The sequence below is a fragment of the Stenotrophomonas sp. CCNWLW57 genome (genome assembly GCF_037203925.1).
Taxonomy (GTDB): domain Bacteria; phylum Pseudomonadota; class Gammaproteobacteria; order Xanthomonadales; family Xanthomonadaceae; genus Stenotrophomonas; species Stenotrophomonas rhizophila_A.
Map to the genome: position 1 here is coordinate 205,058 of NZ_JBBCBJ010000002.1, position 26,552 is coordinate 231,609.

21 protein-coding genes and 1 tRNA gene are annotated in these 26,552 nt (G+C 67.2%); 9 read left to right on the forward strand and 13 right to left on the reverse strand.

Features of this window, described 5'->3' with window-relative positions; all coding sequences use genetic code 11:
* Window positions 1-2: 2 nt before the first annotated feature.
* The 7 genes from V9K91_RS05735 to V9K91_RS05765 all read right to left on the reverse strand — a co-directional run bounded on the left by V9K91_RS05735 (window position 3) and on the right by V9K91_RS05765 (window position 4,921).
* Window positions 3-76 (reverse strand) — tRNA-Arg (locus V9K91_RS05735).
* Window positions 77-137: 61 nt separating this feature from the next.
* Window positions 138-977, reverse strand: a complete 840-nt coding sequence (locus tag V9K91_RS05740) for an alpha/beta fold hydrolase (RefSeq protein ID WP_249834062.1) — start codon at window positions 975-977, stop codon at window positions 138-140.
* Complete coding sequence (gene thiD / locus V9K91_RS05745) at window positions 974-1,783, reverse strand: bifunctional hydroxymethylpyrimidine kinase/phosphomethylpyrimidine kinase (protein ID WP_336443786.1); 810 nt, start codon at window positions 1,781-1,783, stop codon at window positions 974-976. Before thiD ends, V9K91_RS05740 begins: the two co-directional genes overlap by 4 nt.
* Before the next feature lie 34 nt (window positions 1,784-1,817).
* Complete coding sequence (locus V9K91_RS05750; protein WP_336443787.1) at window positions 1,818-2,321, reverse strand: hypothetical protein; 504 nt, start codon at window positions 2,319-2,321, stop codon at window positions 1,818-1,820.
* Window positions 2,318-3,718: a PhoH family protein gene (locus V9K91_RS05755; protein WP_068850934.1), complete on the reverse strand. Its 1,401-nt coding sequence runs from the start codon at window positions 3,716-3,718 to the stop codon at window positions 2,318-2,320. The genes V9K91_RS05750 and V9K91_RS05755 overlap by 4 nt, the downstream gene beginning before the upstream one ends.
* An 81-nt stretch (window positions 3,719-3,799) precedes the next feature.
* Window positions 3,800-4,279 carry a peroxiredoxin gene (locus V9K91_RS05760; protein ID WP_336443788.1) on the reverse strand — a complete coding sequence of 160 codons (480 nt, stop codon included), beginning with the start codon at window positions 4,277-4,279 and terminating at the stop codon, window positions 3,800-3,802.
* Between the two features lie 81 nt (window positions 4,280-4,360).
* Window positions 4,361-4,921 (reverse strand): glycine cleavage system protein R, encoded by a 561-nt coding sequence (locus tag V9K91_RS05765; RefSeq protein ID WP_019183297.1) that lies wholly within the window; start codon window positions 4,919-4,921, stop codon window positions 4,361-4,363.
* 163 nt (window positions 4,922-5,084) lie between these two features.
* Between V9K91_RS05765 and dapA the strand changes: the two genes are divergently transcribed.
* The gene (gene dapA, locus V9K91_RS05770; protein ID WP_068850938.1) at window positions 5,085-5,978 is read left to right on the forward strand and encodes a 4-hydroxy-tetrahydrodipicolinate synthase; all 894 of its coding nucleotides are present in this window, start codon (window positions 5,085-5,087) and stop codon (window positions 5,976-5,978) included.
* Between the two features lie 28 nt (window positions 5,979-6,006).
* On the forward strand, window positions 6,007-6,516 hold the full coding sequence (locus V9K91_RS05775; protein ID WP_336443789.1) for a hypothetical protein: 510 nt from the start codon (window positions 6,007-6,009) through the stop codon (window positions 6,514-6,516).
* Between the two features lie 614 nt (window positions 6,517-7,130).
* On the opposite strand, the gene V9K91_RS05780 is transcribed toward V9K91_RS05775, so the two are convergent.
* Window positions 7,131-8,546 (reverse strand): class II fumarate hydratase, encoded by a 1,416-nt coding sequence (locus V9K91_RS05780; RefSeq protein ID WP_249832767.1) that lies wholly within the window; start codon window positions 8,544-8,546, stop codon window positions 7,131-7,133.
* A gap of 182 nt (window positions 8,547-8,728) precedes the next feature.
* Between V9K91_RS05780 and V9K91_RS05785 the strand changes: the two genes are divergently transcribed.
* From V9K91_RS05785 to lpdA, 7 genes are all read left to right on the forward strand, one after another.
* Window positions 8,729-10,063 (forward strand): hemolysin family protein, encoded by a 1,335-nt coding sequence (locus V9K91_RS05785; protein ID WP_245356557.1) that lies wholly within the window; start codon window positions 8,729-8,731, stop codon window positions 10,061-10,063.
* A gap of 35 nt (window positions 10,064-10,098) precedes the next feature.
* Entirely contained in the window at window positions 10,099-11,466 is a 1,368-nt protein-coding gene (gene purB / locus V9K91_RS05790; RefSeq protein WP_336443332.1) for an adenylosuccinate lyase, read from the forward strand.
* Between the two features lie 223 nt (window positions 11,467-11,689).
* Window positions 11,690-13,123 (forward strand): cupin domain-containing protein, encoded by a 1,434-nt coding sequence (locus V9K91_RS05795; RefSeq protein ID WP_336443331.1) that lies wholly within the window; start codon window positions 11,690-11,692, stop codon window positions 13,121-13,123.
* 1 nt (window position 13,124) lies between these two features.
* Window positions 13,125-13,649, forward strand: coding sequence for a hypothetical protein (locus tag V9K91_RS05800; RefSeq protein ID WP_245356559.1), 525 nt, complete (start codon window positions 13,125-13,127; stop codon window positions 13,647-13,649).
* 184 nt (window positions 13,650-13,833) lie between these two features.
* Window positions 13,834-16,665: a 2-oxoglutarate dehydrogenase E1 component gene (locus V9K91_RS05805; protein WP_068852984.1), complete on the forward strand. Its 2,832-nt coding sequence runs from the start codon at window positions 13,834-13,836 to the stop codon at window positions 16,663-16,665.
* 42 nt (window positions 16,666-16,707) lie between these two features.
* Window positions 16,708-17,913 carry a dihydrolipoyllysine-residue succinyltransferase gene (gene sucB / locus V9K91_RS05810; protein WP_336443330.1) on the forward strand — a complete coding sequence of 402 codons (1,206 nt, stop codon included), beginning with the start codon at window positions 16,708-16,710 and terminating at the stop codon, window positions 17,911-17,913.
* A 60-nt stretch (window positions 17,914-17,973) separates the two neighbouring features.
* Complete coding sequence (lpdA, locus tag V9K91_RS05815) at window positions 17,974-19,410, forward strand: dihydrolipoyl dehydrogenase (RefSeq protein ID WP_068852991.1); 1,437 nt, start codon at window positions 17,974-17,976, stop codon at window positions 19,408-19,410.
* A 197-nt stretch (window positions 19,411-19,607) separates the two neighbouring features.
* On the opposite strand, the gene V9K91_RS05820 is transcribed toward lpdA, so the two are convergent.
* The 5 genes from V9K91_RS05820 to V9K91_RS05840 form a co-directional block, all read right to left on the reverse strand.
* Window positions 19,608-19,826, reverse strand: coding sequence for a hypothetical protein (locus tag V9K91_RS05820; RefSeq protein ID WP_249832772.1), 219 nt, complete (start codon window positions 19,824-19,826; stop codon window positions 19,608-19,610).
* A 104-nt stretch (window positions 19,827-19,930) separates the two neighbouring features.
* Entirely contained in the window at window positions 19,931-21,355 is a 1,425-nt protein-coding gene (locus V9K91_RS05825; protein ID WP_068852994.1) for a replicative DNA helicase, read from the reverse strand.
* A 240-nt stretch (window positions 21,356-21,595) separates the two neighbouring features.
* Window positions 21,596-22,156: an NAD(P)H-dependent oxidoreductase gene (locus V9K91_RS05830; protein ID WP_320457256.1), complete on the reverse strand. Its 561-nt coding sequence runs from the start codon at window positions 22,154-22,156 to the stop codon at window positions 21,596-21,598.
* A 103-nt stretch (window positions 22,157-22,259) separates the two neighbouring features.
* Complete coding sequence (gene asnB / locus V9K91_RS05835; RefSeq protein WP_336443329.1) at window positions 22,260-24,203, reverse strand: asparagine synthase (glutamine-hydrolyzing); 1,944 nt, start codon at window positions 24,201-24,203, stop codon at window positions 22,260-22,262.
* A 3-nt stretch (window positions 24,204-24,206) separates the two neighbouring features.
* Complete coding sequence (locus V9K91_RS05840) at window positions 24,207-26,486, reverse strand: thiamine pyrophosphate-dependent enzyme (RefSeq protein WP_336443328.1); 2,280 nt, start codon at window positions 26,484-26,486, stop codon at window positions 24,207-24,209.
* Window positions 26,487-26,552 lie beyond the last annotated feature (66 nt).

Sequence of the window (26,552 nt, forward strand, 5' to 3'; positions counted from 1 at the left end):
GGTGCGCCCGGAGAGATTCGAACTCCCGACCGCCTGGTTCGTAGCCAGGTACTCTATCCAACTGAGCTACGGGCGCGTCAACAGGAGCGGAATTATGCGGATCGACGCCGCATCCGTCAACGCTTTTGTGAAGGACTTCATTCAAATGAATGAAAAAGTGCCTTCACCACGGCCTCCGGCGACTTCATCCATGCGAAGTGATCTGCCCGGGTTCCCAGTGCGCCTGCGGGCAGGACCGACAATGTGGAAACGACCTGGGGCAGCTTCGCCAGCAGCCCCTGCATCGAGCCCGGCGGAGCGAACCAGTCGTCGGCCATCACCACCGCGCTGGCCTGGCCACGCAGCCGCCGCATGCCGCCCTCCAGGTCCGCGTGGATGCCGGTGCCGGCGTAGTGGTTGTTCAGGCCCACGCGTGCCCAGTCGCGAATCAGGCCACGCGCCTCGGTGCCCCCGAAGCCGAGCCGGCGCCCGTGCAGGACGCCCTGGCGCTGCGCCAGCCACGGCAGGAACCGGTACACCAGCGGCAGGGCCCAGCAGCGCGGGGCGGGGAACGTTCGCCAGAACGGGGTGCCGGTGGCTACCAGCCAGAACCGGGCGAACAGGTCCGGGTGCTGCCCGGCGAACACGCAGGCCAGCTGCCCGCCCAGGCTGTGCCCGCCGATGATCAGCGGCGCGTTGCCGTGCAGGCGCACCGCCGCCAGGCTGGCTGGCAGGTCCTGCTCGAGGATCTCCCGATAGCCCCAATCCTGCGTGCGCGACGGGCGCAGGCTGCTGCTGCCGTTGCCGCGCCACTCGTGCAGGAACACGCTGATGCCGCATGCCGCCAGTGCATCAGCGAACGCCTGGTAATTGCGCGCCGACACGCCCAGCGCCGGCAGCCACAGCAGCTGCGCGCGCGGCTGCGCGGGCACGCGCCCGATCAGTTCGAAGCGATGGCCATCGTCGCTCTGGACCGGTACCGCCAGCGCGCGCGTCATGCCGGGCGCGCCGCGCCAAAGTGATCCAGCACCAGCACCGCGCTGCGGCCCGGCGTGTAACCGCCCTGCAGGCCGCGCGCGACGTAGTCGATGGCGGCTTCGCAGGCGTTGGGCAGCGACAACCCGCAGCACAGCTGCGCGGCGATCGCCGATGCCAGCGTGCAGCCGGTGCCGTGCGCGTCCACCGGCAGCCGGGCGTGGCTGAACTCCTCGCGGGTGACACCATCGAAGTAGCGATCGATCACGCGCGCGCCTTCGGCCATGTGGCCACCCTTGAGCAGCACCGCACCGGCGCCGAGGTCGAGCAGTGCGATGGCGGCATCCTCCGCGTCATCGGCGCTGACGATGCGACGGCCGAGCAGCAGTTCCGCTTCCGGAGTGTTCGGGGTAAGCAGCGTGGCCAGCGGCAGCAGCCGCGTGCGCAGCGCGTCCAGGGCGCTGTCTTCGAGCAGGCGCGCGCCACTGGTGGCCACCATCACCGGGTCCAGCACCACGTGGGTGGGGCGATGCTTTTCCAGCGCGTCGGCGACCAGGCCGATCACCTCGGCGTTGGCCAGCATGCCCAGCTTGACCGCATGGACGTCGAAATCGGCGAAGCAGGCATCGATCTGTGCCTGCAGGAAATCCAGGGGCGGCACGTGCACGGCGGTCACGCCGCGGGTGTTCTGCGCGGTGAGCGCGGCAATCGCCGACAACCCGTGCACGCGGTGCGCGGCGAAGGCTTTCAGGTCGGCCTGGATGCCGGCACCACCGCCGGAATCGGAACCGGCGATGGTGAGGGCGGACACGGGGGTGGAAGGGCTCATTTCGCGATTGTGCCATGCCGCCCCGGACGTGGCTCTAGCCGCCGAAGCCGCCGTTGAACGCCAACTCGGAGAACTCGCCACTGGTCGGATCGAACAGCGCGCCCCAGAACTGGTTGCCACCATCGCACACGCGGATCGCTTCGCGCGCGGGGTCCATGTCGCCGTGGTCGGGCAGGTGGAAGGCGTTGAGGTAGATCAGCTTGCGTCCTTCCACTTCGATGCCGACATACTGGCGGTCGAAATCGGTGACGTTGGGTACCTGCGCTTCCAGTGTGGGCAACCGGCTTTCCAGCTGTTCGATCTGCTGGCGGCTGGGTGCCCAGTAGCCGGTCACCCGCCCCGGCGTCTGGCCGGGGCTGGGACGGGAGCAGGTATCCAGGACCTGGGCAACCACCAGCGGGCGGGTGACCACCCACGACTGGCCGGTCTTGACCGCCGTCGGCACGGTGGCGCCGGGGCGGGTGTTGGCAGGCGTGCAGGCAGCTGCCAAGGCGGCCAGCGCCAGTGGCAGCAACGCACGGGACAGGGAACGGTTCACAGCACCTCCGAAGCGTAATCGGCCAGGCGCGAACGCTCGCCACGGCGCAGCGTGATGTGCGCGCTGTGCGGCCAGTTCTTGAAGCGGTCCACCGCGTAGGTCAGGCCCGAGGTGGTTTCGGTCAGGTACGGCGTGTCGATCTGTTCGACGTTGCCCAGGCAGACGATCTTGGTGCCGGGGCCGGCACGGGTGATCAGCGTCTTCATCTGCTTGGGGGTGAGGTTCTGCGCCTCATCGAGGATCAGGTAACGCGACAGGAAGGTGCGGCCGCGCATGAAGTTCAACGAGCGGATCTTGATCCGGCTGGCGATCAGGTCGTTGGTCGCCGCACGGCCCCAGGCGCCGCCTTCCTGGGTGTGGGTGAGCACTTCCAGGTTGTCGGTGAGCGCGCCCATCCACGGGGTCATCTTTTCCTCCTCGGTGCCGGGCAGGAAGCCGATGTCCTCGCCCACGCTGACCGTGGCGCGGGTCATGATGATTTCGCGGTAGCGCTGCTGGTCCATGGTCTGGGCCAGGCCGGCGGCCAATGCGAGGAGGGTCTTGCCGGTGCCGGCGGTGCCGAGCAGGGTGACGAAGTCGATCTCCGGGTCCATCAGCGCGTTGAGCGCGAAATTCTGCTCGCGGTTGCGTGCGCTGATGCCCCATACCGCATGGCTGCCATGCCGGAAATCGTTGACCAGCGACAGGATCACCTTGCCGCTGCCATCGACCTTTGCCACCCGCAGTTCGACTTCATCGTCGCCCGGCAGGTAGGCGTACTGGTTGGGATGCCAGTCTTCGTCATCCTTGGCCAGGATTTCGTAACTGGTGCGGCCCTTGTCGCTCCAGCTGCGCAGGTCGTCGGTGTGCTTCTTCCAGAAGTCTTCCGGCAGCTCGGTGGCGCCGGTGTAGAGCAGGCTGAAATCGTCCAGCGCGCGATCATTCTCGTAGTCTTCCGACACGATCCCGGCGATGGCCGCCTTGATCCGCAGGTTGATGTCCTTGGAGACGAACACCACCGGAATCTCCGGCACCTGTTCCTTCAGGGCCAGGATCGCGCCGAGGATGGCGTTGTCCGGGATGACCGCGCCGAAGCTCTTGCCGGCATCGAAATGGCTGGTCTGGAAGCGCAGCAGGCCCACGCTCTGCTTGCCGCGCAGCTGCAGCCCGTTCGGGCGCTGCAGCGGAATGCCGTCGGCCAGGTTGTCCAGGCCCGAGGCCTGCACCAGCTCGTTGAGGAAGCGGCTCACCTGGCGGGCGTTGCGGCTCGCTTCGGACGTGCCCTTCTTGCCGTTGTCCAGCTCTTCGATCACCTGCATCGGCAGGTAGACATCATGCTCCTCGAACTTGAACAGCGCGGTTGGATCGTGCATGAGCACGTTGGTATCCAGAACGTAGATGCGCTTGCCTCGGGTCATCGTCATTTCCTGGTGGCAGAACAGGGACAAGCCATCACGACCTGCAGGGCAGGGTGATGGCCATTGTGGGGTACAGGTGGATCACTGGGTTTTCGCGGCCTTCAGGGCTTCAAGGACGGATTCGGCGTGGCCGGCCACTTTCACCTTGCGCCACGACTGCACGATACGACTGTCGGGCGAAATGAGGAAGGTGCTGCGTTCGATGCCCCGCACCTGCTTGCCGTACATGTTCTTCAACTTGATCACATCAAACGCGTTGCACAGCGCTTCGTCGCCATCGCTGACCAGCGGGAAGGCAAAGCCCTGCTTGGCGCAGAAGTTGTCGTGGGATTTGAGCGAGTCGCGGGAGACGCCGAACACCCGGGCGCCGGCACGCTTGAACGCCGGCAGCAGGGCGTTGAAGTCGATGCCCTCGGTGGTGCAGCCCGGGGTGCTGTCCTTGGGGTAGAAGTACAGCACCAGCCACTGGCCGGCGAGATCGCCGAGGGTGGTGTGGTCGCCGCCGGACAGGGCCAGCGGGAGGGCGAGGGTGGTGCTGTCCAGGGTATCGCCGTTGTTCATGAGGTCCTTGCTGCGGAGCCTGAGTGAAGCGTCTTACAACTGCATGAAACACCGCGCGTTGGTGATGAACGCGCGAAGCCGTCAGAACTTCATCGGATCCATGATCGCGTCCAGGTTGAGGTGGTCGCAGAATTCGAGGAAATCGTCGCGCAGGGCGGCGATGTGCATGTTGGCGGGCACGCCGATGGTGACCTGCGCCGAGAACATTTCCGCGCCGGTCTGCATGGCCCGGTAGCGGGTGCTCTGCAGGTTTTCGATGGTGATGCCCTGGCGGTCGAAGAAATCGGCCAGCTGGAACAGGATGCCGGGCTTGTCGGCGGCGATCACTTCCACGATGTAGGGCAGCAGGTTGGACTGTGCCTGCTTGGCACCGGTGCGGTACCACACCAGCTTCAGGCCTTCCTCGCGCTCGAGCCGGGTCAGCATGGCTTCCAGCTTGGCCACCGAGTCCCAGGAGCCGGTGGCCAGGGCGGTGACGGAGACATCGCGGCCCACGGTGGCAAGGCGGGCATCGACCAGGTTGCAGCCGCTGTCGGCGATGCGCCGGGTGACGGGCAGCAGGGGGGACTCCGGATGCGTCGTGTAGGCGTTGATCAGGAGATGGTTTTCGGTCGGCGCAGGCCGCGGCGTGGTGTCGGTCAAGGTGGTTCCGGTAATGCGGGATGAGTCTGAACGGCGCCGACGACGGCGCGTTCGCCGGAGTCCAGCATACTTGCCCGCGCTTTCGACCCGCAAGTAACATGCAACGTACGTCCGACCGCGCTTCCAGCGGCGTTCGTCCCCCTTACTTCCGAGCATCGTTTCCTTGTCCCTTTCCGGTCTCATCACCGCGCTGGCCACGCCTTTCCAGGCCAATGGCGCATTGGATCCCGACGGTTGGCAGCGCCTGCTGCACCTGCAACTGGAGGGTGGCGTTCACGGGGTGGTGGTGGCCGGGTCGACCGGCGAGGCCGCGACCCTGTCCGATGACGAATATGACCAGCTGCTGCGCAGTGCGGTCAAAACCGTGGCCGGGCGGGTTCCGGTGCTGGCGGGTACCGGCCTGTCCGGAACCGCCAAAACGATCGAGCAGACCCGCCGGGCGGCGGCCAGCGGCGCGACCCACGCGCTGGTGGTGACCCCGCCGTACGTGCGCCCGACCCAGGCCGGGCTGATCGCCCACTACCGGGCGGTGGCGGACCAGGGTGGCCTGCCGGTGATCCTGTACAACGTGCCGGGCCGCACCGGCTGCGACATGCTGCCGGAAACGGTGGCCGAGCTGGCCGCGCACCCGAACATCGTGGGCATCAAGGAAGCGGTGGGCGATGTGGGCCGGGTCCAGGCGCTGCTGGCGCTGCGGTCGCCGACCTTTGCGATCCTCAGTGGCGATGACGGCACGGCCGCCCGTTCGATCCTGTCGGGGGTGGACGGGCTGATCTCGGTCGGCTCGAATGCGCTGCCCGGTGCCTACCGGCGCATGTGCGACCTGGCCGCGGCCGGCGAACGCGAGGCCACCGAGGCCTGGGATGCCCGGCTGGAGCCGTTCCATGAATTCTGCGGGGTGGAACCCAACCCCATCCCGGTCAAAGACCTGCTGCGCCGGATCGGCATCGGCCACGGCCTGCGCCTGCCGCTGCTGTCGTTGTCGGCCGCCCACCACGCCGCCGCCGAACACCTGGCCACCGACATCGGTGCGCTCGAAGCCCTTTCCAGCCACTGACATCAGTGGCCTGACCCAGGAGATTCACATGCGTCAATCCGTTTCCGCCATCCGCGTGCTGTCGTTCGCGATTCTGGCCACCGCCACCCTGGCAGGTGTCACCGGCTGCAAGCGCGGCGTCAAGGGCGACTACGCACTGGCGCCGGAAGTGCGCCCGCTGGAAATCCCGCCGGATCTGAACGCCCCGGGCGCCAGCCCGGCCGCGCAGGTGCCGGTGCTGGCCTCGCAGGCCGCCAAGCCGGCCTCGTCCCAGGCGCCGGCCGCCAACAATGCCGGTTTCACCGTCCCGGGCAGCAAGGACGAGGTGTTCGGCAAGGTCGGCACGGCGCTGGAGTCGGTTGAGGGCGTGAAGGTCGCCAGCAAGGCCCAGCTGCTGGGCTCCTACGACGTGGCGTTCGAAGGCAGCGATTTCCTGATCCGCGTGGTCGCAGTCGAAGCCGGCGCCTACATTTCGGCCGTGGACCCGCGCGGCCTGCCGGCTACCGGCGCAGCCCCGACCAAGCTGCTGGCTGAGCTGAAGGCCAAGCTGGCGCCGTAAGGCCCGTACGGCTTATTGCGATTGCAGTTTGAACGAGGCTGCCGGGCTTTGCCCGGCAGCCTTTTTGCTTTTTGGCGAACAGCCGGTGGGCACCGGTTCTCTGGTTTGGCGGGACGGTGCGGGTTTGCGGGGGACGCCGTGAACCCGTCCATGGGGGCTTGGCAAAAACATCCATGTTTTTGACACCCCCGCAAACCCGCCCCGTCCCACCTTCGACGGATGAAGGTTGGCCACGGGAAATCACCAGCGGCCCCCGATCATTTTCATGCGTCTCCGGGTGCGGCAACTTTCCCTGCCGTCGTTCGGGAACCGACGCTACCCCGCCCCGAGCCCATCCGGTGCACCTGCCAGTCAATCGCCTCCAGGCTCATTCGGTGCACCCGCCGGGTAGAGCCACGCCATGCGTGGCTGCTCTTCGTCTCCGCCCGCGACCATCTACGGGGGGAGGCCGGCGGGCAGCCCCCGTAGGGACTGTCAAAAACATGGATGTTTTTGCCAAGCCCCCATGGATGGGTTTACGGCGTGTCCCGTAGGGGGCTGCCCGACGGCCGCCCCGCTAGCAGAGATGGAAACGCTGCTGTTGGCTGTTAGCTGTTAGCTGTTAGCTGTAGCTTTTAACCACCGCCACCACCACCACCGGCATGAATGCCGCCAGCCGTCAGCGCCGCCGGATCCAGCAACCGCCGCAGTTCGGCTTCGGACAGACCACTGTCTTCCTTGGCCACGTCCAAGACCGGCCGCTGCTCCTTGTAGGCACGCTTGGCGATGGCGGCTGCTTTTTCGTACCCGATGATCGGGTTCAACGCCGTCACCAGGATCGGGTTGCGGCCGAGCGCCTCGCGTACACGGTCTTCGCGCACTTTCAGCCCGGCGATGGCCGTGTCGGCCAGCAGCCGCGAGATGTTGGAGAGCAGGCCGATGCCATCCAGCAGGTTCGCCGCGATCAGCGGCAGCGTTACGTTCAACTGGAAGTTGCCCGTCTGCCCCGCCACCGTGATCGCCGTGTGGTGCCCGATCACCTGCGCGCACACCATCACCGTCGCCTCCGGAATCACCGGATTGACCTTGCCCGGCATGATCGAACTGCCCGGCTGCAGCGCCGGCAGCTCGATCTCGCCCAGGCCCGCCAGCGGACCGGCATTCATCCAGCGCAGGTCGTTGGCAATCTTGATCAGCGCCACCGCCAGCGCATTGAGCTGGCCCGACAGCTCCACCGCATCGTCCTGCGCGGCCAGGCCCTCGAATTTATTTTCCGCGCTGTCAAAGCGCACCCCGGTCTGCTGCTTCAGGCGCTTGGCCACCCGCTCGCCGAAGCGCGGGTCCGCATTGATGCCCGTGCCGATCGCCGTGCCACCCAGCGGCAGCCGGCGCAGCCGCTTGAGGCTGTCTTCCAGGCGCTCCTGCGCCGACGACAACTGCGCCGACCAGGCACCGAATTCCTGTTCAAAGGTCAGCGGCATTGCATCCATCAGGTGGGTGCGACCGGTCTTGACCACCTTGCGCAGCGCGCGGCCCCGCTTGTCGATGGTCTTGCGCAGGTGCGCCAGCGCCGGCAGCAGCTGCTCCTGTACGCCCAGCAGCGCCGATACCCGCAACGCCGTCGGGATCACATCGTTCGAGCTCTGGCCCTGGTTGACGTGGTCGTTCGGATGCACCGTGGTCTTGCCCGCCTTGCCCGCGCGGTTGGCCAGCGTGGCGATGACCTCGTTGGCATTCATGTTCGACGACGTGCCCGACCCGGTCTGGTAGATGTCGATCGGGAAGTGCGCATCGTGGCGGCCTTCGGCCACTTCGTCGGCCGCGCTTTCAATGGCCTTGCCGATGTTCTTCGGCAGGTGGCCCAGCTCGGCGTTGACCGCCGCTGCGGCGCCCTTCACCAAGCCCAGCGCGCGGATGAAACCGCGCGGCATGCGTTGGCCCGAGACCGGGAAGTTGTCCACCGCGCGCTGTGTCTGCGCGCCCCACAGCGCATCTGCAGGCACCTGCAGTTCGCCCATGCTGTCGTGCTCGGTCCTGAAACCCTTGCTCATTGCATCACTCCGCGATTCTTTCAGTTGGGAAAGGGAACGGCGGCTGGCAACGGGCCTTCATTCCCTGGCTGGCGGCTGCGGTCACGATACTCCCAAGCGGGAATGAATCCCAACGGCAGCTGGCATCGGCTAGACTCGGAATTCGTGTTCATTCAGGCATCACCTCTTTCCATGGGCGACCCATGATCGTCGGCAACCTGCTGCTCCTGTTGCTGGCCCTGTTCCTCGTAGTGCTCAACGGCTTCTTCGTGGCCGCCGAGTTCGCCCTGGTCAAGCTGCGCCACACCCAGGCCGTCGGCCTGGCCGCCAGGCACGGCTGGCGCGGCCGCCTGCTGCTCAACGTGCATTCGCACCTGGATGCCTACCTCTCGGCCTGCCAGCTCGGCATCACCCTGTCCTCGCTGGGCCTGGGCTGGGTCGGTGAGCCCGCGTTCGCGCACCTGCTGCAGCCGCTGTTCGATGCCCTCGGCATGGGCCCGGAAGGTGCACGCCTGACCGCCTTCATCATCGCCTTCAGCCTGATCTCGTTCCTGCACATCGTGCTGGGCGAACTGGCGCCGAAGTCCATGGCCATCCGCCGCCCCGAAGCCATGTCGCTGTGGACCGCCGCGCCGCTGTACCTGTTCTACTGGGCCATGTTCCCGGCCATCTGGCTGCTCAACCACAGCGCCAACGCGCTGCTGCGGCTGGCCGGCTGGGGCGATGTCGAGCACACCTCGCACCGCTACTCCCGCGAAGAGCTCAAGCTCATCGTCGCCCGCCAGCAGCCCGGCGCCGGCGCACCGGACCAGGACCTGACCCTGATGAGCCACGCGCTGGAGCTGCCCGAACTGGTGGCCGGCGACCTGATGCGCCCGCGCGAACACATGCGCGTGTTCCGCCAGGGCATGGACCTGGCCGGGGTGATGGCCGAGTTCGCCGAAAGCCGCTACAGCCGCTACCCGTGGTTCGACAGCGATGGCGAGGAAGTGCTGGGCATCCTGCACATGAAGGACCTGCTGGTGGAGATCGCCCGCGGCCAGCCCACCGACGACCTGCGCGCCCTGCTGCGCCCGGCCAACCTGATCGCGCTGGAAACCCCGGTCACCGCCGTGCTTGAGCGCTTCCGCACCGGCACCACGCACATGGCCCTGTGCGTGGAGGAACACGGCCGCATCCTGGGCTACTTCACCCTGGAAGACCTGCTGGAAGTGGTGGTCGGCGATATCGAGGACGAGCACCCGCACGTGGTCAAGGATGCCCCCACCCGGGGCGCCGACGGCACCCTGCTGGTAGCCGGCTCCACCTCCATCTTCCGCCTGGAACGCCTGCTGGGCCGCGACCTGGCCGCGCCCGAACACCTCAATTCGGTCGGCGGGCTGATCGTGCACCAGCTGCAGCGCCTGCCCGAAGAAGGCGAGGAAGTGCGCATCGACGGCCAGCTGTTCACCGTCAAGCGCATGGCCGGCCACCGGATCCAGGCCGTCACCGTACGGCTGGCGCCCGAAGAGGCCGACGAGGACCCCGGGGCAGCGTAGAATGACGGCCCCCGCCGTCATCGCCTGCGCCCGCCATGTCCGAATTCGCCCTGCTCGCCCTGTCCCCGCTTGATGGCCGCTATGCCGGCAAGGTCGACGCCCTGCGCCCGATCTTCTCCGAATATGGCCTGATCAAGGCCCGCGTGAAGGTCGAAGTGGAGTGGCTGCTGGCCCTGGCCAACGAACCGGGCATCGCCGAGCTGGCACCGTTCCCGGCCGCCGCCGCCGCGCGTCTGCGCGCCCTGGCCGACGGGTTCGCCCCGGCCCACGCCGCCCGGGTGAAGGAAATCGAGCGCACCACCAACCACGACGTCAAGGCCGTGGAGTACTTCATCAAGGAACAGCTCAAGGATGACGCCGAGCTGGCCCCGGCCCTGGAGTTCGTGCATTTCGCCTGCACCAGCGAAGACATCAACAACCTCAGCTACGGCCTGATGCTGGAAGAAGCCCGCCGCACCGTGCTGCTGCCGTCGCTGGACGACATCGCCGCCCGCCTGCGCGCCCTGGCCCATGCCCAGGCCGAACAGCCGATGCTGTCGCGCACCCACGGCCAGACCGCCTCGCCCACCACCCTGGGCAAGGAAGTGGCCAACGTGGTCGCCCGCCTGGAGCGCCAGCGCCGCCAGATCGCTGCGGTCGAGCTGACCGGCAAGATCAATGGCGCGGTGGGCAACTACAACGCCCACGCCATCGCCTACCCTGACGTGGACTGGCCGGCCTTCGCCAAGCGCTTCGTCGAAAGCCTGGGCCTGGTGTTCAACCCCTACACCACCCAGATCGAGCCGCACGACAACATCGCCGAGATCGGCGACGCCGCCCGCCGCGCCAACATCATCCTGATCGACCTGGCCCGCGACATCTGGGGCTACATCTCGCTGGGCTACTTCAAGCAGAAGCTCAAGGAAGGCGAAGTCGGCTCGTCGACCATGCCGCACAAGGTCAACCCGATCGACTTCGAAAACGCCGAAGGCAACTTCGGCATCGCCAACGCCCTGTTCGAGCATTTCAGCGCCAAACTGCCGATCAGCCGCTGGCAGCGCGACCTCACCGACTCCACCGTGCTGCGCGCGGTGGGCACCGCCTTCGGCCACAGCCAGGTCGCCCTGGACTCGCTGGCCAAGGGCCTGGGCAAGCTGACCGTGAACCCGGAACGCCTCAACGCCGACCTGGATGCCGCGTGGGAAGTGCTGGCCGAAGCCGTGCAGACGGTGATGCGCCGTCATGGCCTGCCCAACCCCTACGAACAGCTCAAGGCGCTGACCCGCGGCCAGGGCATCACCGCCGACTCCATGAAGGCGTTCGTCGAGTCGCTGGACCTGCCGGAAGACGCCAAGCAGGGCCTGCGCGAGCTGACCCCGGGTGGGTATATCGGTCTGGCCGCCGATCTGGCCAAGGCGATCTGATCGCGTTGATCAGGCACTGACCCCAGACGGGGCATCGGAATGTCCGGTGCCCCGTTTTCGTTTGGCGCCGCGTGGGCCGACCAACGGTCGGCGCTACCGGGGACATGCGCGACAGTGCGGCGCAGGTGCAGATCCTGTCCAACCAGCGGACAATGGCGGGACGAGCGCGCGCTTCGTCTGCTGCGCCAATCGCATTCCGTCTACACGCTTCAAGGATTCCCCCATGGCCGTCCGCAAGACCAAAACCCCCGTCATCGAAGTCCAGGCCCGCCCCGGCCTGCCGCTGGGCATGCCCGCCGCGACGTTCCTGCGCGACTACTGGCAGAAGCGCCCGCTGCTGATCCGCGGCGCCTTCCCCGACTTTGAAACCCCGCTCCAGCCCGAAGACCTGGCCGGCCTGGCCTGCGAGGAAACCGCCCTCGCCCGCCTGATCAGCCACGACCGCGCCACCGACGGCTGGTCCGTGCGCACCGGCCCGTTCCAGGAAGAAGAATTCCCCGGCATGCCCGACCACGACTGGACCCTGCTGGTCCAGGACGTAGACAAATGGGACCCCGATGTCCGCGCCCTGATCAGCCACTTCGACTTCCTGCCGCGCTGGCGCATGGACGATGTGATGGTCAGCTTCGCCGCCACCGGCGGCTCGGTCGGCGCCCACGTCGACCAGTACGACGTGTTCCTGCTGCAGGCCCATGGCCACCGCCGCTGGCAGATCGACGCCAGCGAATCCACCAAGGGCAAGCGCCCCCCGCTGGAGTTCCGCAACGACGTCGAACTCAAGCTGCTGCGCCGCTTCAAGCCCACCCACGACTGGGTGCTCGAGCCCGGCGACATGCTGTACCTGCCGCCCAACGTCCCCCATAACGGCGTGGCCGAAGACCCCTGCCTGACCTTCTCCTTCGGCATGCGCGCGCCCGCCTCCGCCGAGCTCATCAGCGACTACCTGGACACCCTGATCATGGATGCCGACGAGGCCATCCGTTACCAGGACCCGGACCTGAAGGTGCCCGAAGACCCCAACGAGATCGACGCCGTGGCCATGGGCCGCGTGGTCCAGGCCCTCAACGCCATCCGCATGAACGACCCCGACCGCCTCGGCGACTGGTTCGGCCGCTTCATCACCACCTACCGCGCCGCCGGTGACGTGGTCGCCTCCGGCGAACCGCTCCCGCGCGAACACATCGAAGCCGCCCTGGCCGAAGGCATCGAGCTCGGCCGCCACCCGTGGGCCCGCCTGGCCTGGCGCCGGGCCAAGCGGGGTGCCAGCCTCTACTGCAGTGGCCTTGAATTCGCCCTGCCGGTGAAGGATGCCCAGGCCCTGGCCGCCGCCGAACAGATCGGCGGTGCCCTGTACCAGAAGCTCTCGGCCAAGGGCCGCGACGCCCTGCACGCGCTGGTGGCCGGTGGCTACTACCAGCTGCTCGACGGCGACGCGTTCGACGACGAAGACGAGTACGAAGAGGACGCGGTGGGCGAATACGAAATCATCGACGCCGCCGAAACCGTCGAGGTCCTCGAGGATGAAGACGTCGAAGCCAACGTGCACGAAGTGACCATCCACGACGATGGCGTCGAAGTGATCGTCGATTTCGACGACACTGACGACAGCGACGACGACCAGGCCGTCGGCACCCCCGACGGCGGCGCCGGCTCCTGACATGAGCGGGCCCGGCAGCGCCGACCCGCACCTGCGCCGCCTGCCGGGCGGCGCGGTCGCCATCGACAACGCCGACGAGGCGGTGGCCATCACCACCGCCGTGGTCGAGCGCGCCCGCCGCCAGTTGTGGCTGCACAGCCGCGTGCTCGACCCCGGCCTGCTCGATGCACCGCCGGTGCTGGAGGCCCTGCGCCGCTTCGCCACCGCCCGCCACGACAAGCAGGTCCGGCTGATCGTCCACGACGCGGCCGCCATCGCCCAGGCCGGCTCACCCCTGCTGGGCCTGGTCCAGCGCCTGCCCACCGTGTTCCGGGTGCGCCAGGTGACCGACCCGATCGACCGCGCCCTCGCCTCCGCCTGCCTGCTCAACGATGCCGGCGACTACTACTTTCGTCTGAGTGGGCTCCGTTACGACGGTGAAGCCGGGCTCGCCATGCCCGCACGTTCGCGGCCGTTGCAGGACGGTTTGCAGCGCGTATGGGAACGTTCGCGCGATTGCAGCGAGCTGCGCGCGCTCGGCTTCTAGTCCCGTTCCGGGTCCTGAACCTGTCTGGGAATGACACCACGGCCCCGCCACAGGCCGTTCCGGTGCCCCTTCCTGTCTCGATGGGGGTACAATTTGGACCGTTAGATACCGCCCGTGCAGGGCTATTCATTTTCCCTGCCGGATCATCGAAGCCTTACCCCACAAGCGAATCCGACCCTCCATCGTGGACAATCTACTGAAGCAGTTTGCGCAGTCTTCGCAGCTCGCCGGCGGCAACGCCTCCTATATCGAGGATCTGTACGAGCAGTACCTCGTTTCTCCGGACAGTGTCGATCCCAAATGGAAGACCTACTTCGACGGCTTCAAGGGCCGCGAAGCCGGTGACATTCCGCATTCGGCCGTCATCGCCCATATCGCCGACGCCGCCAAAAACGCCGTCAAGGGCGGTGGCAACTCCGGTGCCAGCGACGAACGCGAGCGCAATGTCGGTCGCCTGATCACGGCGTACCGGTCGCGCGGCCACCTGGACGCCCGCCTGGACCCGCTGGGCCTGGCCCAGGCCGTCAACTCGCCGGACCTTGGCCTGCCGTTCCACAGCCTGTCCGAGGGTGACCTCAACGCCGAGTTCAGCACCGGCGGTGTCGGTGGCCAGCCGCGCATGAAGCTGCGCGACCTGCTGGAGCGCCTGAAGAAGACCTACACCGGCTCGATCGGTGCGGAATTCATGCACATCTCCGAGGTCGAGCAGCGCCAGTGGATCTACCAGCGCCTGGAACTGGCCGGTGGCAATTACAGCCTGGACGCTGACACCCAGCGCCGCACGCTGGAGCGCCTGACCGCTGCCGAAGGCCTGGAACGCTACCTGCACACCAAATACGTCGGCCAGAAGCGCTTCTCGCTGGAAGGCGGCGATTCGCTGATCCCGATGATGGACACCATCATCCGTGACGCCGGCAAGGATGGCGTCAAGGACGTGGTGATCGGCATGGCCCACCGTGGCCGCCTCAACGTGCTGGTCAACACCCTGGGCAAGAACCCGCGCAAGCTGTTCGACGAGTTCGAAGGCAAGTTCGAGCACGACGAGCACGCCTCCGCCGGCGACGTGAAGTACCACATGGGCTTCTCGGCCGACGTGGCCACCGACGGTGGCCCGGTCCACCTGGCGCTGGCGTTCAACCCGTCGCACCTGGAAATCGCCGACCCGGTCGTGGCCGGTTCCGTGCGTTCGCGCCAGGAGCGCCGCAAGGACACCGCCCGCAAGCAGGTCATGCCGATCCTGATCCACGGCGACGCGGCCTTCTCCGGCCAGGGCGTGGTGATGGAACTGTTCCAGATGTCGCAGGCCCGCGGCTTTGCCGTCGGTGGCACCGTGCACATCGTGGTGAACAACCAGGTTGGCTTCACCACGTCGAACCCGGAAGACACCCGCTCGACCCGTTACGCCACCGACGTGGCCAAGATGATCGCAGCCCCGGTGCTGCACGTGAACGGTGACGATCCGGAAGCGGTGGTGTTCGCCGCCAGGCTGGCCTTCGAGTTCCGCCAGAAGTTCGCCAAGGACGTGGTCATCGACCTGATGTGCTACCGCCGTTGGGGCCACAACGAGGCCGACGAACCGGCGATCACCCAGCCGCTGATGTACCAGGTCATCCGCAAGCACCAGACCACCCGCGAGCTGTACGCCGCGCAGCTGGAACAGGCCGGCGTGATCGCCGCCGGTGCCGGCAAGGCGATGGTCGATGCCTACCGCGAGAAGCTGGACGCCGGTGAAGTCACCACCGAGCTGGCCAAGGTCGAAAAGACCCCGCCGAGCAGCGCGCTGTTCGTGGATTGGCCCAAGCTGCTGGAAGGCAAGCTGTCCGACCCGGTCTCCACCAAGGTGGACCCGGCGAAGCTGAAGCAGCTGGCCGACCTGATCAACACCGTGCCGGCCGAAGTGGAACTGCACTCGCGCGTGGCCAAGGTGTACGACGACCGCCGCAAGATGGCCGCCGGCGAGATCCCGGGCGACTGGGGCTTTGCCGAGAACCTGGCCTACGCCACCCTGCTCGACGAAGGCCATGCACTGCGCCTGGTCGGCCAGGACGTGGGCCGCGGTACGTTCACCCACCGCCACGCGATCCTGCACGACCAGAAGACCGACAACTACTACCTGCCGCTGCGGCAGCTGGTGGATTCGCCGGAGAAGGCCAGCATCATCGATTCGCTGCTCAGCGAAGAAGCGGTGATGGCCTATGAGTACGGGTTCTCGACCACCGATCCCAACACCCTGTGCATCTGGGAAGGCCAGTTCGGCGATTTCGCCAACGGCGCCCAGGTGGTGATCGACCAGTTCATCGCTGCCGGCGAAGCCAAGTGGGGCCGTATCACCGGCCTGACCCTGCTGCTGCCGCACGGTTATGAAGGGCAAGGCCCGGAACACAGTTCGGCGCGCCTGGAGCGCTTCCTGCAGCTGTGCGCGCTGGAGAACATGCTGGTGGTGGTGCCGTCGACCCCGGCGCAGGCGTTCCACATGCTGCGCCGCCAGATGCACCTGACCACCCGCAAGCCGCTGGTGGTGATGTCGCCCAAGTCGCTGCTGCGCCACAAGCTGGCCGTGTCGACCCTGGACGAGCTGGCCAACGGCGAGTTCCAGCACCTGATCGGCGATGCCAACGCAGAAGCCAAGAAGGTCAAGCGCGTGGTGCTGTGTTCGGGCAAGGTCTACTACGACCTGCTGGAAGACCAGACCAAGCGCGGCCAGGACGACGTTGCCATCATCCGCGTGGAACAGCTGTACCCGTTCCCGCGCGCGCTGCTGGCGGCCGAACTGAAGAAGTACGGCAAGGCCACCGACGTGGTGTGGACGCAGGAAGAACCGCAGAACCAGGGCGCGTGGTACCAGATCCGCCACCACCTGCAGTTCTGCCTGGCCGATGGCCAGAGCCTGCACTACGCCGGTCGCGCCCGTTCGGCCTCCCCGGCTGCCGGTCACATGGCCGACCACATCATCGAACAGCAGAAGCTGGTCGCCGATGCCTTGGTCAACCCGTTCAACGACGCGGTCGCTGAATAACTTTCCCCTCATTCCAGAAAAGACAAACCAGGAAGCCCCCGCATGGCCACCGAAGTCAAAGCCCCGGTACTGCCCGAATCCGTCGCCGACGGCACCATCGCCACCTGGCACAAGAAGGTCGGCGACGCCGTCAAGCGTGACGAAAACCTGCTCGACCTGGAAACCGACAAGGTCGTGCTGGAAGTGCCGTCGCCGGTTGATGGCGTGCTGAAGGAAATCAAGTTCGAGGTGGGTGCCACCGTGACCTCCAGCCAGGTCGTGGCGATCATCGAGGAAGGTGCCGTGGCGGCTGCCCCGGCTCCGGCTGCTGCTGAAGCCAAGCCGGCCGCTGCTGCGCCGCCCGCTGCCGCTGCCCCGGCCGCTGCTGCCGCGCCGGCCCCGGCGTCGAAGTCCGCTGCCGATGCCCTGCCCCCGGGCGCGCGCTTCAGCGCCATCACCGAAGGCGTCAACCCGGCCGATGTGGACGGCACCGGCCGTCGCGGCGCGGTGACCAAGGAAGACATCGTCAACTTCGCCCGCAACGGTGGCGCCGGCAAGGCCGGTGGCGCACGTCCGGAAGAACGCGTGCCGATGACCCGCATCCGCAAGCGCATCGCGGAACGCCTGATGGAGTCCAAGAACTCCACCGCCATGCTGACCACCTTCAACGAAGTCGACCTGTCCAAGGTGTCGGCCGCGCGCAAGGACCTGCAGGACGAGTTCGTCAAGGCGCACGGCATCAAGCTGGGCTTCATGAGCTTCTTCGTGAAGGCCGCTGCCAACGCGCTGCAGCGCTTCCCGCTGGTCAACGCCTCGATCGACGGCGACGACATCATCTACCACGGCTACTCGGACATCTCCATCGCGGTCTCGACCGAGAAGGGCCTGGTCACGCCGGTGCTGCGCAACGTCGAGCGCATGTCGTTCGCCGACATCGAAAAGACCATTGCCGACTACGCCAAGAAGGCCCGTGACGGCAAGCTGAGCCTGGAAGAACTGCAGGGCGGCACCTTCACCGTGACCAACGGCGGCACCTTCGGTTCGCTGCTGTCCACCCCGATCATCAACCCGCCGCAGAGCGCCATCCTGGGCATGCACGCCATCAAGGAGCGTCCGATCGCCCAGAACGGCCAGGTCGTGATCGCGCCGATGATGTACCTGGCGATGTCCTACGACCACCGCATCATCGACGGCAAGGATTCGGTGCAGTTCCTGGTGGACATCAAGAACCAGCTGGAAAACCCGGGCCGCATGCTGTTCGGCCTGTAAGACCTCCCGCCCCTCCGCGCCTGCGCGGAGGGGTTCTGGTAAAGCATCAAGGAATTTTCAATGGCTGAACAATTCGACGTTGTCGTCATCGGTGCCGGTCCGGCCGGCTACCACGCCGCCATCCGCGCCGCGCAGCTGGGTCTGAAGACCGCCTGCATCGACGCTGCCCTGGGCAAGGATGGCAAGCCGGCGCTGGGCGGTACCTGCCTGCGCGTGGGCTGCATCCCGTCCAAGGCGCTGCTGGACTCCTCGCGCCAGTTCTGGAACATGGGCCACATCTTTGGCGACCACGGCATCAGCTTCAAGGACGCCAAGATGGACGTCGAAGCGATGGTTGGCCGCAAGGACAAGATCGTCAAGCAGTTCACCGGCGGCATCGCCATGCTGTTCAAGGCCAACAAAGTCACCGCCTACTACGGTTTCGGTGAACTGCAGCCGGGCAACGTGGTCAAGGTCACCCAGCACGACGGCGAAGTCGTCGAGCTCAAGGGCACCAACGTGATCATCGCCGCCGGTTCGGATTCGATCGAACTGCCGTTCGCCAAGTTCGACGGCGAGACCATCGTCGACAACGTCGGCGGCCTGGACTTCACCGAAGTCCCGGCGCGCCTGGCCGTGATCGGCGCCGGTGTGATCGGCCTGGAGCTGGGCAGCGTGTGGAAGCGCCTCGGCGCCGAAGTGACCATCCTGGAAGCGCTGCCGACCTTCCTGGCCGCGGCCGATGCCGAAGTGGGCAAGGTTGCCGCCAAGGAATTCAAGAAGCAGGGCCTGGACATCCGCCTGGGTGCCAAGGTTTCCAAGGCCGAAGTGACCGGCAAGGGCAAGAAGAAGGAAGTCGCCCTGACCTACACCGACGCCGAAGGCGAAAAGAGCCTGGTGGTGGACAAGCTGCTGGTGGCCGTCGGCCGCCGCGCCGCGACCAAGGGCCTGCTGGCCGAAGGTACCGGCGTGAAGGTCAACGAGCGTGGCCAGATCGAAGTGGACGACCATTGCCACACCGGCGTTGATGGCGTGTGGGCGGTCGGCGACTGCGTGCGCGGCCCGATGCTGGCGCACAAGGGCTTCGAGGAAGGCATCGCGGTAGCCGAGCTGATCGCGGGCCTGCCGGGCCACGTCAACATGGACACCATTCCGTGGGTCATCTACACCGAGCCGGAACTGGCCTGGGTAGGCAAGACCGAAGAGCAGCTGAAGGCCGAAGGCATTCCGTACAAGGCCGGCAGCTTCCCGTTCGCCGCCAACGGTCGCGCCGTGGCGATGATCGAGCCGGCTGGCTTCGTCAAGGTCCTGGCCCACGCCGAGACCGACCGCATCCTGGGCATGCACCTGGTGGGCGCGAACGTGTCCGAGCTGGTCCACGAAGGCGTGCTGACCATGGAGTTCAGTGGTTCGGCCGACGACCTGGCCCGCATCTGCCACGCCCACCCGTCCCTGTCGGAAGTCGTCCACGACGCCGCCATGGCCGTGAGCAAGCGCGCGATCCACAAGGCCAACTGACCGGCCCCGTGGTGATGCAACGAAAAACCCCGCCTCGGCGGGGTTTTTTGTGGGCGTACGCCGTCCACTCGACGCATTGCCTCGGGTAGAGCCGACTGTCAGTCGGCTGCCGTAGGCGCGATCCCGGAACATCGCGCTGCGCGCGATAGCCGACTGACAGTCGGCTCTACCGTGCTATGGCCGACTGACAGTCGGCTCTACCGTGCTGTCGCCATGCGGCCGCCACCCAGCAGGCGTGCGGGCAGCATGAGCAGTGCACCCAGGAACGCGAACAGCGCCGAGAAGGTGATGCCGACCAGGCGGAACGGCAGGCTCAGCAGCCACACGAACGGCCAGGCCAGCAGGGCCAGGATCGCCAGCGGCCAGTACAGGACGAACAGCAGGCACCACACGCCGAGCGCGAACAGGGTCTTCATGACGGTCTCCAGGGCGGCACCTTGCCGCGGCAGGACCACGTTGCCGCCCTGCCCGGCCGGGTTCAACCGGTTTGCGACGAAACCCCGGATCCGCCGACGAAACCTTATTCGAACGACCCCACCGAATCGTGCGAGAGGTTGTCGAACCGGGTGTACTCGCCGAAGAACTTGAGCTTGCACGAGCCAGTCGGGCCGCCTCGGTGCTTGCCGATGATGATCTCGGCCAGCCCCTTGTCCGGGGAATTTTCCTTGTTGTAGTAATCGTCGCGGTAGATGAACACGATCATGTCCGCGTCCTGCTCGATTGCGCCGGATTCGCGAAGGTCGGCCATCACCGGGCGTTTGTCGGTTCGGGTTTCCAGCGAGCGGTTGAGCTGCGACAGTGCGATCACCGGCACGTTCAGTTCCTTGGCCAGGCCCTTGAGCGAACGCGAGATTTCCGAGATTTCGGTGGCGCGGTTTTCGCTGTTGCCCGGCACGCTCATCAGCTGCAGGTAGTCGATCACGATCAACCCCAGGTCATGCTCGCGCTTGAGGCGGCGGCACTTGGAGCGCAGGATCTCCGGCGACACGCCCGGCGTGTCGTCGATGAAGATCTTGGTTTCCTTCAGCATGCGGATGGCGCCGGTAACCCGGCTCCAGTCCTCGTCTTCCAGCTGGCCGGTACGCAGGCGCTGGGCGTTGATGCGGCCGTTGGAGGAAATCAGGCGCATGGCCAGCTGCGACGCCGACATTTCCATCGAGAACACCGCCACGCCTTTCTTGGACTTGATGGCGGCGTACTCGGCGATGTTCAGCGCGAAGGTAGTCTTGCCCATGGCCGGTCGCGCGGCCAGGATGATCAGGTCGGTCGGCTGCAGGCCGGCGGTCATCGCGTCGAAGTCGGCGTAGCCGGTGGGCAGGCCGGTGATGTTGCCGCCGTTCTCGAAGCGGTTGCGCAGCTCTTCGAAAGCGTCCTTCAGCGCGCCGGGCATCGCCACGAAATCGGTGCGGCCACGCGCGCCCTGCTCTGCGATGGCGAACACGGATTTTTCCGCCGCCGACAGCAGTTCGCTGCTCTCGCGGCCTTCCGGCTGGAAACCATCGTTGACGATGTCGGTGCCGACCTGGATCAGCTGCCGCAGCACCGCCTTGTCGCGCACGATCTCGGCATAGGCCGAGATGTTGGCCGCCGACGGCGTGGTGCTGGCCAGTTCGATCAGGTAGGCGCCATCGCCGACCAGTTCCATCTTGCCCTGCGATTCGAACCACTCGCCCAGGGTCACCGCATCGAACGGGCGGTCGCGCTCGGACAGCTCGCGGATCGCCCGGTAGATGGTCTGGTGGTCGCGCCGGTAGAAGTCGGTTTCGGTCAGCTGGTCGTTGATCCGGTCGTAGCTTTCCGGGGCCAGCATCAAGCCGCCCAGCACCGCCTGCTCGGCCTCGATCGAATGCGGAGGCACGCGCAGCGCGTCGATGCGCATCTCGTCGCGATCAAAGCGGTCACCGCGGTCTTTGCGGTCGGAACGGAAGCCGGAGCGGGCGGACATGAGGGGGTGTTCTTCCTGCAGAGTGGAGCGTGGGACATGGTAGGCACGGAGCGGCCGCCACAGCCATGCACAACCCTGTGGATAAGCAGTGGATAGCTGTGCGCACCGGGCGCAGACGGCACGACCAACGGTCGTGCCCTACCGGTTGCAGGTCGGCGTGTGGCCGGATGCCGACCCTGTCGGGTAGCGCACGACCGTTGGTCGTGCGCCTTGCCGCGCATTATCGCAGAACCACCGGGTTCAATGCTGACCGCCGTGGGTGGCGATCCAGGCCAGGAACTTGTCCACGAAGCCCTGCAGGAAGTCGCGGGTGCCCTCGTTGCTGATCCCGCCCTGCGGGTCGATCAGCCCTTCCTTGAAGTGGACGAACGCCTCGGGCTGGCCCAGCACCGGCATGTCCAGGTAGGCCAGGATGTTGCGCAGGTGCTGCTGGGCCAGCGCGGTGCCGATGGCGCCGATCGAAGCACCGATCACCGCGGCGGGTTTGCCGGCGAAGGCGCTGTGGCCGTACGGCCGCGAGCCAATGTCGATGGCGTTCTTGAGCACGCCCGGCACCGAGCGGTTGTATTCGGGGGTGACGAACAGCACGGCGTCGGCCTTCTTGATCTGCTCCTTCAGGCGCAGGCCTTCAGCCGGGTAGGCCTTGTCGAAGTCCTGGTTGTAGAGCGGCAGGTCGCCGATCTGCACGTACTCGAAACTGGCCTTGCCGGCGGCCAGCTTCTCCAGCGCATGGGCCAGGGCCTGGTTGTGCGAGCCGGTGCGCAGGCTGCCGACCAGCACGGCGATGGTGGGGGTTGCCATGAAGGAGCTCCGTTCAGGTGGAACGGCCAGCGTAGGGGTGACCGGTGTTGCGCGCGGTGAAGGCGTACGTGGGACACGCCATGGGTGTCCGGCGCGGTGCCGGTCACGCGCGCGGAACCGCCGCCCTCGCCTCTTTCCAATGCGCCTGCCAGGCCTGGAACATCAGCACGTTCCACAGATGGGTATGCCATTTGCGCTCGCCCTGCTGGAACTGCTTCCACAGGGGAACAATGGCATCCACATGGAACACGCCTTCGGCCGCCAACCGCGCCGGATCCAGCAGTTCGTCGGCCCAGCCGCGCAGGTCGCCCTTCAACCATGCGCTGACCGGCGCACCAAAGCCGCGCTTGGGCCGGTGCACCATGTCATGCGGCACGTAACGGCCCAGCACCCGCTTCAGCATGTACTTGCTCACCCCATCGCGCTGCTTCATCGACAGCGGCAGCGACCAGGCGAACCCGGCCACGCGCCAGTCCAGCAGCGGCGCCCGCGCCTCCAGGCTGACCGCCATGCTGGTGCGGTCCACCTTGCACAGCAGGTCATCGGGCAGGTACGTACTGAAATCGGCCAGCATCATCGCGTCGGCCGGCGAGCCGGCGCCGTGCAGCGGGTCGGCCAGGTCATAGAAGCTGCCCGCGCCGCGCGCGCCGATCACCGCGGACACCGGGTCGCGCCAGCGCGAAATGCGGTTGCGGTACACATCGCCGATGCCGCGCGCCCCGGTTTCGGCCAGCAGCGCAGCCAGGCCACCGGTGCGCGAGGCTTCGCCCTGGGTCTGCGAATGGGCGGCCATCCAGCGCCGCAGCGGCGCCGGCACCCGGCCCAGCAGCGTCCAGTTGCGCAGCGCGCGCTGGTAGCGGCTGTAGCCGAAGAACAGCTCATCGCCGCCGTCGCCGGACAGCGCCACGGTCACCGCGCTGCGCGCCAGCCGTGCCACCAGCGCGGTCGGCACCTGCGAGGCATCGGCGAACGGCTCGTCGAACATTGCCGGCAGCGTCGGCACCACCGCCAGCGCATCGGCGCCGCTGACATACAGCTCGGTGTGGTCGGTGCCCAGGTGGGTGGCCAGGGCCTTGGCCAGCGGCGCCTCATCGTGGTCCGAGCCCTCGAACCCGATGCTGAAACTGTGGATCGGCGTGGACGACTGCGACTGCATCAGTGCCGCCACCACCGACGAATCGGTACCGCCAGAGAGGAACACGCCCACCGGCACGTCGGCCACCATGCGCAGCCCGACCGCATCGCGCAGCAGGGCATCGAGCTGGTTCTCTGCATCCTCGTCGCTGCCCACGAACGGCGAGGCCAGCGCCTGCTGCATGCGCTCACGCGCATTCCAGAACGGCAGCTGCTGCTGATCGGGGCGGTGCGCGGCCGCACCGGCGGCCACTGCGGCGGCATCCAGGCGCAGCACCCGCCCCGGCATCAGCTTGAAGCAGCGTTCGTGGATGCAGTGCGGGGCCGGAATGTAGTCCAACCGCATCAACAGGGTCAGCGCGTCGCGGTCGATATCGTTGTCGAACGCGGGGTGCTGCCACAGCGCCTTCAGCTCCGAGCCGAACACCAGCGTGTCGCCGGCCCAGCCGTAGTACAGCGGCTTCTTGCCGACCCGGTCGCGCGCCAGCCACAGGCACTGCTCGGCGCGGTCCCACAGGGCGATGGCGAACATGCCGTTGGCACGCTGCAGGGTCTCGTCCAGGCCCCAGGCCACGAACGCGGCCAGCAGCACTTCGGTGTCGGAATGCCCACGGAAGGCGTGGCCGCGCTCCTCCAGCTCCAGCCGCAGCGCGGCGAAGTTGTAGACCTCGCCGTTGTAGGCCAGCACATAGCGGCCGTCGTCGGACGCCATCGGCTGGTGGCCCAGCGGCGACAGGTCCAGGATGCTCAGCCGGCGGTGCGCCAGCGCGATGCCACTGGCCGCGTCGGCCCACACCCCGCTGTCATCGGGACCACGGTGCACCAGCGCATCGCCCATGCGGCGCGCCTGCTGTTCCAACGCGGCCTGCTCCCGTACCGGGGCGGCCAGCAACATTCCTGCCAGTCCACACATGCGTCAATGGTCCTGCGCCAACACCCGCGCGGCGCTTGTTACCGCATTGTCGCTTGGAAGCACGCACATTGCTGCCCCCGCGAGCGGTGTGTAGGTATCGGCCCCGCACACCCGCTGCAGCGGCAGGTGGCCGAAGCCGGCCTCGACCAGTGCGGTGATCACCCCCTCGCCCACCCCCGCGCTGTGCCGGCCCTCGTCCACCACCAGCACCCGCTGGGCATCGGCAGCCTGCCCGGCAATGAAGCCGGCGTTGAGCGGCACCAGCCAGCGCAGGTCGACCACCCGCACCTGCCAGCCCAGTTCGGCTTCAATGGTGCGCGCCGCGCGCAGGCTCATCGGCACCCCGTTGCCGTAGGTGAAAATCACCAGGTCGTTGGCCTCGGCTGCGTATACCCGCCCCTCGCCCAGCACCAGCGCCTGGTCCGGCGCGGGGTATGGGAACAGCCACTGGCCATCACCGGGTGCGTGCAGGTCCTTGGTCATGTACAGCGCGATGGGCTCCAGGAACACCGCCACCCGCCCATCCACATGGGCCAGCGCCGCCAGCGTGCGCAGCATCATCGCCGCGTCATCGCCGCGCGAGGCGCAGCCCACCACCAGCCCGGGGATGTCGCGCAGCGCGGCGATCGAGTTGTCGTTGTGGAAGTGGCCGCCGAAGCCCTTCTGGTAGCCCAGCCCCGCAATACGCACCAGCATCGGGTTGCGGTACTGGTCGTTGGAGAAGAACTGCAGCGAACAGGCCTCGCCGCGCAGCTGGTCGGCGGCGTTGTGCAGGTAGGCCAGGTACTGGATTTCCGGGATCGGCAGCATGCCAAGGTTGGCCAGGCCCTGGGCCATGCCCAGGATCATGGTTTCATCCAGCAGCGTGTTGAACACCCGGCGCGGGCCGAAGGCTTTCAGCAACCCCTTGCTGACCGTGTACACCCCGCCCTTCTGTGCGACGTCCTCGCCGAACAGCAGTGACGAGGGGTACTTGCACAGCAGGTCGTGCAGGGCCTGGTTGATCTGGATCGCCAGGTGCCGCGGTGGCTGCCGTTCCGGCAACTGCGCCGCGCTGCCGAACACCGCCTCGCGCGCCTGCGCCGCCGGCACGCGGCGGGCTTCGGCATGCACGGCAGCGGGGGTGTACGGCGCCAGCGGCGCCATGATCTCGGCCAGCTCGCCCAGCTTGGGCCGCTGGTCGGCCGCGTCGGCGGCAGCGAAGCAGCGCGCGCGCATCGCCTCGTAACGCGCAAGCACCTGGGCGGGCGTCATCCAACCGGACTCCAACGCGATCTGCGCCGAGCGCAGCAGGGGATCGGCCGCCTCTGCCGCGCACAGCTCTTGCAGCGGCCGCCACTCGATCTCGAAATCCGTCCCCGCGTGGCCCATCAACCGCGTGGTGCGCAGGTGCAGGAAGGTCGGGCGACGGGTGCGGCGGCAATGCTCCAGCGCGTGTTGCACCTGCGCGTGGCCGCTGGCCAGGTCCAGGCCATCGGCGAAGAAGTAGTCCAGGCCGGGCCGGTGACTGAAGCTGTCTGCAATCCACCCGTCTGGCGTTCTCACCGAAATGCCGATGCCATTGTCCTCGCACACGAACAGCACCGGTGCCGGCAGGCGCTGGTAAGCGGCCCAGGCGGCGGTGTTGAACGCGGTCTGCGCGGTGGCGTGGTTGGCCGAGGCATCGCCGAAGGAACAGATCACCACGCTGTCGTCCGGAATCGGCAGGCCATGGCCGATGCGGCGCGCGGTTTCAATGGCCAGCGCAGTGCCCAGCGCCTTGGGCAGGTGCGAGGCGATGGTGGAGGTCTGCGGCAGCACCCACAGCGGCTTGCTGCCCCAGACCTTGTGGCGCCCGCCGCTGGCCGGATCGTCGCGGCTGGCAGCGAAGGACAGCGCCGCGTCCATCACCGGGTCCATGCCTGGCAGCTGGCGGAAGCGCTCGGCCATGAACGCACCGGAGCGGTAATGCAGGAACGCCGGATCGGTGTGCCGGGCCAGCCGCGCCACCAGCGCATTCCCTTCGTGGCCGGACGAACCGATGGTGTAGAAAACCTTGTTCTGCACGCGCAGCACGCGCGCCATCAGGTCCAGGTGCCGGCTGACCAGCTGCGACTCGAACAGCGCATCGAAGCCCTGCGCGTCCAGCGTGCTGCCCGGCAGGATCGGCGCATCGCCGGCGGGGCGTGGGGCGGCGGCGCCATCCCAGTGCTGCACGAACTCAATGAAGTTGGCGTCGCAGACCTCGGCCCGGTTCAGGCCTTTCATGCGCGCGGGAATCGGATCGGGAACCACGGCAACCATGCACACCCTCCAGCTGAGCCGAACGGACGACCGCGCCGAGCATGGCCCAAAAAGGGGACGGAGGTG